6 protein-coding genes are annotated in these 9,184 nt (G+C 69.3%); 4 read left to right on the top strand and 2 right to left on the bottom strand.

What is annotated here, in order from left to right:
- Window positions 1-53 precede the first annotated feature (53 nt).
- On the top strand, window positions 54-500 hold the full coding sequence (locus tag ACIA8E_RS34520) for a hypothetical protein (RefSeq protein WP_399304189.1): 447 nt from the start codon (window positions 54-56) through the stop codon (window positions 498-500).
- The gene (gene eccCb, locus ACIA8E_RS34525; RefSeq protein ID WP_399304191.1) at window positions 463-4,794 is read left to right on the top strand and encodes a type VII secretion protein EccCb; all 4,332 of its coding nucleotides are present in this window, start codon (window positions 463-465) and stop codon (window positions 4,792-4,794) included. The genes ACIA8E_RS34520 and eccCb overlap by 38 nt, the downstream gene beginning before the upstream one ends.
- 368 nt (window positions 4,795-5,162) lie before the next feature.
- Here eccCb and ACIA8E_RS34530 read toward each other — a convergent pair whose 3' ends face one another.
- Complete coding sequence (locus tag ACIA8E_RS34530; protein WP_399304193.1) at window positions 5,163-5,297, bottom strand: hypothetical protein; 135 nt, start codon at window positions 5,295-5,297, stop codon at window positions 5,163-5,165.
- Window positions 5,298-5,430: 133 nt separating this feature from the next.
- Between ACIA8E_RS34530 and ACIA8E_RS34535 the strand changes: the two genes are divergently transcribed.
- Window positions 5,431-6,333: an LLM class F420-dependent oxidoreductase gene (locus ACIA8E_RS34535; protein ID WP_399304195.1), complete on the top strand. Its 903-nt coding sequence runs from the start codon at window positions 5,431-5,433 to the stop codon at window positions 6,331-6,333.
- Window positions 6,334-6,338: 5 nt separating this feature from the next.
- Here ACIA8E_RS34535 and ACIA8E_RS34540 read toward each other — a convergent pair whose 3' ends face one another.
- Window positions 6,339-7,664, bottom strand: coding sequence for an MFS transporter (locus ACIA8E_RS34540; RefSeq protein WP_399304197.1), 1,326 nt, complete (start codon window positions 7,662-7,664; stop codon window positions 6,339-6,341).
- Window positions 7,665-8,382: 718 nt separating this feature from the next.
- Here ACIA8E_RS34540 and ACIA8E_RS34545 point away from each other — a divergent pair.
- Window positions 8,383-8,910, top strand: a complete 528-nt coding sequence (locus ACIA8E_RS34545) for an SMI1/KNR4 family protein (RefSeq protein ID WP_399304199.1) — start codon at window positions 8,383-8,385, stop codon at window positions 8,908-8,910.
- The last annotated feature ends 274 nt before the right edge of the window (window positions 8,911-9,184 follow it).

Consider the following 9,184-nt stretch of genomic DNA (forward strand, 5'->3'; position numbering starts at 1 on the left):
ACGCGCTATACGATCAACCGTCGACGGTGAACTGCGTTGCCGGGGAGGCGCGGGTGTACGAGCTGGTGCTCCGAGTAGATGCCGGGCCCTCGGCGTCCGATGAGCAGGTGGAGCGCCAAGTGCGGAGCCTGTACCGGGACTTGCGAACGCTTGCCCTGTTCCACGTGGAGCGCAAGGAGGCCCCTGCACCGGCCGGCTCGATGGCCTCCGCGGGGTACGAGATCGGCGCCCTCGTCGTCAGCGGTGCCTTCTCAGCGGCGGCGCTGAAGGCCATGAGCAATGTGCTGGTGGCCTACATCCAGCGCTCGAAGGGCCGTTCCGTGGAATGGGAGTTCGACGGCAACAAGGGCACATTCCAGGCGCTGTCCGCGAAGGACCAGAACAAGTTGGTCGAGGTCGTGGCCGCGCGGATCGCCGCAGAGGTCGGAACGGACGGCGGCAGCGGGGAGCCGGGAGGCAGTGATGGCGGGACGCCGGATCGCGCTGCTGGTCGCGACTGACGGATACGTCGACCCAGGCCTCAGCCAGCTCCGGGCACCGGCGCGCGGCGCCGGCGAGCTGGAAGCCCTGCTGAGGGACGAGGCGGTGGGCCGCTTCGACTTCGTGCGTACGCTCACCAACCGGCCCAAGGAGGAGATCGAGGGGGAAATCGAGGCGCTGCTCAGCAATCGCGCACCCGACGACCTGGTCCTGCTCTATTTTGCCTGTCACGGCGTCAGAAACGATGCCGATCTGCTGTTCTTCGCGACCATCGGCACGGACCTGAGCCGTCCACACACCACCGCCGTCCGTGCGGACCTCATCCACCAGCTCCTGGACGCGTGTGAGGCCCGCACCAAGATCGTGCTCCTCGACTGCTGCTACAGCGGGCTGTTCCACCGGGGCACCCCCATGTCTCCCGCACCGGTCGACGTGGAGGCGGCCCTGGTCGGCCGCGGTACCTTCGTGATCACCGCGTCCACCGCGCTCGAGTACGCCTACGAGGGCGGTCAGTTCACCCAGAAGGACGCCCGGCCTGTGTCACGCTTCACCGCCGCGGTCAACGAGGGGCTCAGCACCGGACTGGCCGATCTGGACCGCGACGGTGTCATCACACCGGATGAGCTGTACACGTATGTGCACGACGCCGTCATCAACCAGAGCGGCCCGGAACAGACGCCCACCAAGTCCGGCCAGTGCGAGGGGCATGTCGCCCTCGCGTACGCGGTCCGCACCGATCCGTCCACCGGCTTGACCTTGCAGGGGACACAGTCGGACGAGCTGGTACTGGGGACACTGCTCCCGCCCCCGGTCGACACCCCGGACCGGGGCTTCATCTGCGACTCGTGGGAGGGCGCGTCCCGGCTCCTGGTGCCGATCGGCCGGACTGCGGCGGGCTCCGGTGGCGAGCTCATGTGCCTGGACCTCTCCAGCCGGGACGGAAACGCAGCAGTCGTCGGCAAGCTGGGCAGTGGCAAGACGACGCTGCTGCGTGTGCTCGCGATGTCGCTGGCGCTGAGCCACACACCACATGAGGCGGAGTTCTATCTCCTGGAGGGAGCCGTCAACCGGCTCGGGGTACTGCGGGCGATGCCGCATGTGAAGAAGGTCGCTGCCGCACACGAGCACGAGGCCGTCGCAGAGGTCCTCACAGCGTTGAAGGACGCCGTCGCCGCCCGACGGGCTCTGTTCCGGGACCTGGACATCGACTCCATCGAGGAGTTCCGCGAGTTGCGGGCGGCGGGACGGCTGCCGCACGACCACGGCAGCGACGTCTTCCTCGTGATCGACGGCTGGCTCGACTTCGACTGGGAGATACCCGAGTTCGCCAAAGAGGTCCACCGGCTTGCCAACACCGGTCTGAACTATGGAGTTCACCTCCTCGTCTCCGCCCGGCGGTGGAGCGACTTCGGCACGAGTCTGCTCGGCCTGCTCGGGACCCGTGTCGAACTCGCCCTGGAGGACCCGTCGGAGTCCCAGATCGACGCGGCTCTCTCCGCGAGGCTCGGGGTCGGCTGGGCCTTGTCGCGCCGTCGGCGCTTCCGCGCGGCCGTGCCCCACCTGGAGGAGGTCAACAGTTCCGTGGAGGCCCGGCGGGCTCTGGCCGAGACTACCCAGCGGATGCGGGAACGGTGGCTCGGCGTGCAGCCTGACACGACGCCCCCGCCCCGCACCGACATTCCGTTCACGAAACTGCTCGCCATCGGCGACGCCGAGCAGTTCGACGTGGCCCGCACCTGGCGGCAGCGCCCATCGCAGGAGCGGCTGCGGGTGCCGATCGGGGCCGACGAGGACGGCCGACCCATTGTGCTCGACCTCAAGGAGGCCGCTCATGGCGGGATGGGGCCACACGGCCTGTGTATCGGCGCCACCGGCTCCGGCAAGTCGGAACTGCTGCGCACGCTGGTCCTCGGCCTCGCCGTCACGCACTCGTCGGAGACACTCAATTTCGTCCTGGCCGACTTCAAGGGCGGTGCCACCTTCGCCGGCATGTCGGAACTGCCGCACGTCTCGGCAGTCATCACCAATCTCGCCGACGAACTGACCCTCCTGGACCGCATGAGAGACGCGATCGGCGGCGAGCTCCTCCGCCGCCAGGAACTACTGCGGATGGGGGGCAATTACCCCAACGTCACCCAGTACGAGAAGGCGCGTACGGCGGGCGCCCCGATCGCCCCCCTCCCCTCGCTTCTCATCGTGATCGACGAGTTCTCCGAACTCCTCACCGCCCGGCCGGATTTCATCGAGATCCTGGTCCAGATCGGCCGTATCGGCCGTTCGCTCGGCGTGCACCTGCTGCTGGCCTCACAGCGCCTGGAGGAGGGCAAGCTGCGCGGCCTGGACACCTACCTCTCGTACCGGATCGGCCTGCGGACCTTCTCCGCCAGCGAGTCCCGGAGGGCCATCGGCGTCCCGGATGCCTATCACCTGCCGCCGGTCCCGGGCTCCGGCTATCTCAAGTACGACACCGACGAGATGACCCGCTTCCGGGCCGCGTACGTCTCGGCCCCCTATGCGCCGGGAGAAGCTCCGTCCACCGCGGACGACGACATCCTCGCCGACAGTGTGCTGGACGTGCTGGTCGGACGAATCACGGGCCAGGGGCCAGCCGCGCACCAGGTCTGGCTGCCTCCGCTGGACGTGCCGGCCACCCTCGACGAGTTGCTGCCGGAACTGGCGGCCACGCCGGAGCGCGGACTGCACCCTCCGGCGTACGACGGGCTCGGCGGGCTCCGGGTGCCGACCGGGCTCGTGGACCGTCCCGACCAGCAGCGCCGCGACCTGATGTACCTCGATTTCTCGGGTGCGGCCGGGCACGGCCTGGTCGTCGGCGCGCCCCAGACGGGCAAGTCGACGCTGCTTCGTACCGTCGTCTGCGCGCTCGCCCTCACCCACACGCCGTCCGAAGTCCAGTGCTACTGCCTGGACTTCGGTGGTGGGAGCATGCAGCAACTGCAGAACCTGCCGCATGTGGGAGGTGTGAGCTCGCGACTCGACCCGGAGTACGTACGACGTACAGTCGCAGAGGTCGCCGGCGTGCTCGCCTCCCGGGAGGAGTTCTTCCAGATCCACGGGATCGACTCCATGGCCGCGTACCGGAGGGGGCGCTCGGCCGGAAAGTGGCCGGACCAACAGTGGGGCGACGTCTTCCTGGTCATCGACGGCTGGTCGAGCTTCAAGCACGATTACGAGTACGAGCAGTTGGAAGAGGCCGTAGCCGAGCTCGGGGCACGCGGCCTCGGTTACGGCGTGCACCTGCTGCTCGCAGCCAACCGCTACGCCGACGTTCGCCCAGCTCTGCGCGACTACTTCGGCACCCAGGTGGAGCTGCGTCTCACCGACCCGATGGACTCGCAGTTCGCACGAAGGGCGGCCGCGGATGTCCCGGTCGGCGCCCCGGGCCGTGGTCTGACCCAGGACAAGTTCCATTTCTTGGCCGCCGTGCCGCGGGTCGGCGGCGGTCCGAGCACCACCACCGGACTGACAGAGGCCACAGCGGATCTCGTCGAGGCCATCCGGTCACAGTGGGCGGGGGCCGGCGCCCCGCCCGTGCGTGTCCTGCCCACGCGGGTGCCCGCGGACACGCTCCCGCCGGATTTCGGCAACTCAAAGGGGGAACTTGCTCTGGGCGTCGACGAGAAGAACCTGCTTACCTTCGGCGTCGACTTCGATACCGACCCCTATCTGGTCGTCTTCGGGGAGAACGAGTCCGGAAAGACATCGCTGCTGCGGCTGCTCGCCCAGCGGATCAGTAAGCGGTACACGCCTCAGGAGGCGCAACTGGTCGTTGTCGACTACCGGCGTTCGCTGATGGGCGAGCTGCCCTCGGAGTACGTGACGAAGTACGTCCGCAACGGCCTGGACCTTCAGTCCCACATCGAAGGCCTGGTCGACCTCCTGGAGAAGCGAATGCCCCCGCCGGATGTCACTGCGGAGCAGCTGCGCCACCGGAGCTGGTATACGGGGCCCGACGTCTTCCTCCTGGTGGACGACTACGACCTCGTTGCGACCAGCTCGAGCAACCCCCTCCACCCGCTCCTGGACTACCTGCCGTTCGCGCGGGACATCGGACTGCGCATTGTGCTGTGCCGCAATTCGGCGGGGGCGGGGCGATCGATGTATGAACCGGTCATGCAGTACCTGCGGGAGCAGGGCGCGCACGGGCTCACGCTCTCGGGCGACAAGTCCGAGGGGGCACTCATCGGTTCGGTGACTCCGTCTCGCCAGCCACCCGGCCGCGCGATGCTCACCGGCCGGCGTATCAAGCCGCTGCAGGTCCAGCTGGCCTACCAGCCTCCCCACACCGACCGATAGGACTGCAGGATGCATCCCACCATTGCCACAGATCACCTGTGAGTTCGCCAAGACGGCAGCGTCGCAGGCGTAACCGGCGATGAGCCGCGCCCCGTCACGACTCGTCCGCCACCCCACGATGGTGAGCAGCGGCTCGGGCGTCGCCCACCGACGCCACCACGTCCAAGCCGCGGTCGCGCAGCAGCCGGCCCGACACAGGTACTGCAGCACTGGTCGTCAAGGCCCGGAATCCCACTGGGTAGGGCCTGCTGAACGCTGCCGAAAGCTCACATCACGCTGTGCGTGATCCCAGGCGACGGCATCAGGAGCCGGCAGCGCGGAAGACGGTGGCACGGACGCTGTTGCCGCACAGCGCGAAGTCGCCGCCGTCAGTCGGCGCCGGAGGCGCAGTACCCGCACGCCTCACCAAGAGCCGGTGTGAAGGAGAGTTCTGTCGAGGCCCGGTCTCCGACCGCCGGCTGCACCGTCCCCTCGACATTGAGGGCCATGCGACGGAACTTCACGTGGCCGCATCCATGACCGCACGGGAAGGGACACGCCGCCGCCCGGCGGAATACGGAGATCACTTCGCGTGGTTTGGTACGACGGACGTCAAACTTCAGTTCAGTCGACGGGCGTCACGCTTCGGTCGACCTTATGGCGGGAGATGAACCCATGGGGTTCAGCGGCAACAGCACGCAGGTGCAGGCAATCGGCCGGTACGGCCTGTGGAACGCCGGGCTGCGCGACCCGGATCCCTCCGGCGCAGCCGAACGCGCCGAGACTGCGGCGGAATTGGAGCAGCTCGGCTACGGCGCTCTCTGGCTCGGCGGGAGCAGCGGCGTGGAGCACGCGGCCCCGCTGATCGCAGCAACCCGGTCGATCACCGTTGCAACGGGCATCCTCAGCATCTGGCAGCACGAACCGCAGGACACCGCCGAACAGTGGGCCGCCCTCGATGCCGCCCACCCCGGCCGCTTCCTGCTTGGGCTGGGCGTCAGCCACGCAAAGCTCGCCGAACAGTACAAGCGCCCGTACGCGGCCATGACCGGCTATCTCGACGCGCTGGACGCCGCAGGGGTCCCGGCCGGCCGCCGGGTGCTGGCCGCGCTCGGCCCGAGAATGCTGGAGCTCTCCCGCGACCGCGCCGCAGGCGCCCACCCCTACCTGGTCACCCCCGAGCACACGGCGCAGGCACGAGAGACGCTCGGTGAGGGGCCCTTGCTGGCCCCCGAGTTCACCGTGATCCTGGAAGCCGACCCGGACCGCGCGCGGGCTGCCGCCCGTGGTCTGCTGGCCTTCTACCTGGAGCTCCCCAACTACACCAACAGCTGGCTCCGGCTCGGCTTCGCCGAGGACGACCTGGCCAACGGTGGCAGCGACCGACTGGTCGACGCGCTGTTCGGCTGGGGCGACGAGAAACGGGTACGCGAGCGGATCGACGCCTTCCTCGACGCAGGCGCCGACCACGTCGCCGTACAAGTTCTGTCCACGGTTGAGGGCCGGGCCGGTCTGCCCCGGGAGGAGTGGCGGCGGCTCGCGGCAGCGCTGGACCTCTGAGGTGCTCAGCCGTCATTGACGGGGCAGTTCAGAACAGCAGGACCTGCGTGGCCGATATCGGGAAGCGCCCGCCCCAGGCGTGCGAGCGGGGACAGAGCCATCAGCACCGGGGACAGCATCATGCCGCCGGCCGTCACCAGGAAGCTGGTACGCAACCCCCACTCCCCCGCGAGAAGGCCTCCGAGCAGCGAGCCGAACGGGGTCAGGCCCATGCCGACAAATGTGATCGTCGCGGCCACGCGGCCTTGCATACCGTCCGGGGTGACGGCCTGCCGGACGGCCATGACCGTGACGTTCACCAACTGACCGAAGGCCCCGAACACGAAGTTGACGGCCACGAGCGCGGAGATCGTCACCGCGGAGGGGCCGTGGAGCACGGGAACGCAGAGCAGTACGCCGTCGCCGAGGGCCGCCGCGGACACGAGCACCACGCCGTAACCGAACCGGTTGGGGAGACGGGCAGCGAGCAGCGAGCCCAGGAGCGCACCCGGCCCCGTAGCCGCGAGCGCCAGCCCGACGGCGGTGCCCGACAGATGCAGTTCCCGCGGCAGGAAAAGCAGATAGACGGTCATCATGGCCGCGAAGGAGAACTGGAAGGCGGCCGAGGCGAGGCCCACGGTCCGCAGCAAGGTATGACCGACGACAAATCGGAGGCCCTCATGGATCCGTCGCCAGACCCGCGGGGGACGTTCCGAGCGCTCCGGGATCGTTTCGCGGCGACGGATCCGGCGGATCGACAGGAAGGACAGCGCGAAGAACAGCGCGCTGGAGGCGGCGGCGACCGGCGCCGACAGCAGGGACACCAACGCGCCGCCGAGGGCGGGGCCGCCGATCTGGGCCGCTGACCGGCTGCCCTCGAGGGCGCTGTTGCCCTGCACCAGCTGGTCGCGTTTCACCAGCCGTACGAGAGACGCCTGGTAGGCCACATCGAAGAACACGGACAGGGCCCCGACGGCGAAGGCTGCCAGGAGCAGTGCCGGCAGGCCGAGCCAGCCGAGGAGGCCGGCCACCGCTGCCGCGCCCAGCGCCACGGCCCGGCCGACGTCCGCCAGCACCATGACCGTGCGGGTCCGCCACCTGTCCACCCACGCGCCGACGAAGAGCGAGAGCAGCAGGATCGGCGCCTGCCCCGCCGCGCGCAGGGCGCCCAGCTGGTCGGCTTCGGCGCCGAGCGTCAGCACGGCGATCAGCGGCAGGACCACCAGGCTCCCGTGCTCGCCGAGTTGGGAGGCCGTCTGGCCCACCCAGAGCCTGCGGAAGTCGCCGTCCCGCCACAGGCTTGGCGGATCGGTCCGGCCGAAATCGGATACAGCGGAGGAAGCGGACGGCACAGAGGCCCCTTGGGTTGCCGAAGACGGGCCCCGCCACGCGGCGCACGACAGGTGCGCCGACGGTTCGGACGGGGGATGGCTCGCCGTGCCGCGCATCCAGGGCAGCACGCGATGACTGGCCGATCACGGCCTACGACGTCAACGCGCGCCCGTACGACCGGGCATGTCTCAGCTCCTTGTGGGGGTCACTCGCCGCCCGAACACTAACCCTCGACGGCCCCGCGCGAAAGGCGATTTGAGACCCGCGACAGACGGCCAGGACCCAGTCCGCCCAAGCGCGACGGGCTCATCCTCTCGCCCCGACCAAGCAGGCCGAACCGATAGTTTCGACCTGGAGCAATCATCCCGGATGACCAATCCTCGCTTGCGCCGGTGAGAGCCGGAGCTGCGCGGGCCGCCCCTGTCACTGTGGTTTCTCAGCGGTGGTCACTTCCAGACGCCGTTGAGGACAAGGCCGCGCGGGCGATGTCACCGTCGCCCAACTGCTGGCCGAGCGGCGCCCGTGCTCCGTGCACCTGCGCGTCGACGGGTTCCGGCGATGATCGTGCTCGTCCCGGTCGGACGGTCGAACGGCCGCTCCGGGTAAGCCGCCATACGGGTGCTCAACGCGGGCCTTCTTGGACGCGTAGTCCGGGTCGTTGAAGGTCTTGTGAGCGTCGCGCTCGCCCGGCCGGGGCCGGACGGTGAACCGTCGAGCCCGTCTCCTACGATGCCGGCCATGGCACGCTTTGAGGATCTTCAGTCCCCCTTCTGGGACACCAGTAGCGACTACGGAGTGCAGCCGCCCCTGCCCGACCGGGCGGTCGGGGAGGCCGAGCGGCTGTTGAACGTCACACTCCCCGACTCACTGTTGGACCTGCTCCGCAATCAGAACGGTGGCCAGGTCAGCGACAGCCGGAATGCCTTCCCCACAAGCCGGACGACCTCATGGAGTGCCGACCACGTCCCCTTCGACAGCCTGATGGGCATCGGTCACCGTGAGCAGACGCTGTCCATGCTCGACAGCCCGTACCTGGTCGAAGAATGGGGCCTGCCCACGGCAGTGGTGCCGGTCTCGGGTGACGGGCACTACTGGATCGGGCTCGACTACCGGACGTGCGGCCGTGACGAGGAACCCTCCGTTGCATGGTTCGATGCGGACGACAACTCGGAACTGGCTCTCGCGCCGGACTTCCACTCCTTCATCAAGGGACTCACCTCCGCCCGTGAGTTCGAGAGCGATCGGAGCGAAGGCTCACCCGACTGACCTCACCGGCGAAGCGCCGACCAGCCGGGGCCGACTACCCGCCACGAGCCCCATCACCAGGGCGAACCATGCCTGATGCGGCACCAGTAGGGCTTTGCAATGCAAACTGACCCACCAACACCCGAAGACACCGCACCTGTGGGGGGGGGGGGGGGGGGGGGGGGGGGGGGGGGGGGGGGGCCGGGGGGGGGGCGGGCGGGGGGCGGGGGCGGCGGGCGGGGCGGCGGGGGGGGGGGGGGGGGGGGGGGGGGGGGGGGGGGGGGGGGGCGCCGCC

Origin of the sequence: Streptomyces sp. NPDC051664, assembly GCF_044453545.1 — a bacterium.
Classification (GTDB): domain Bacteria; phylum Actinomycetota; class Actinomycetes; order Streptomycetales; family Streptomycetaceae; genus Streptomyces.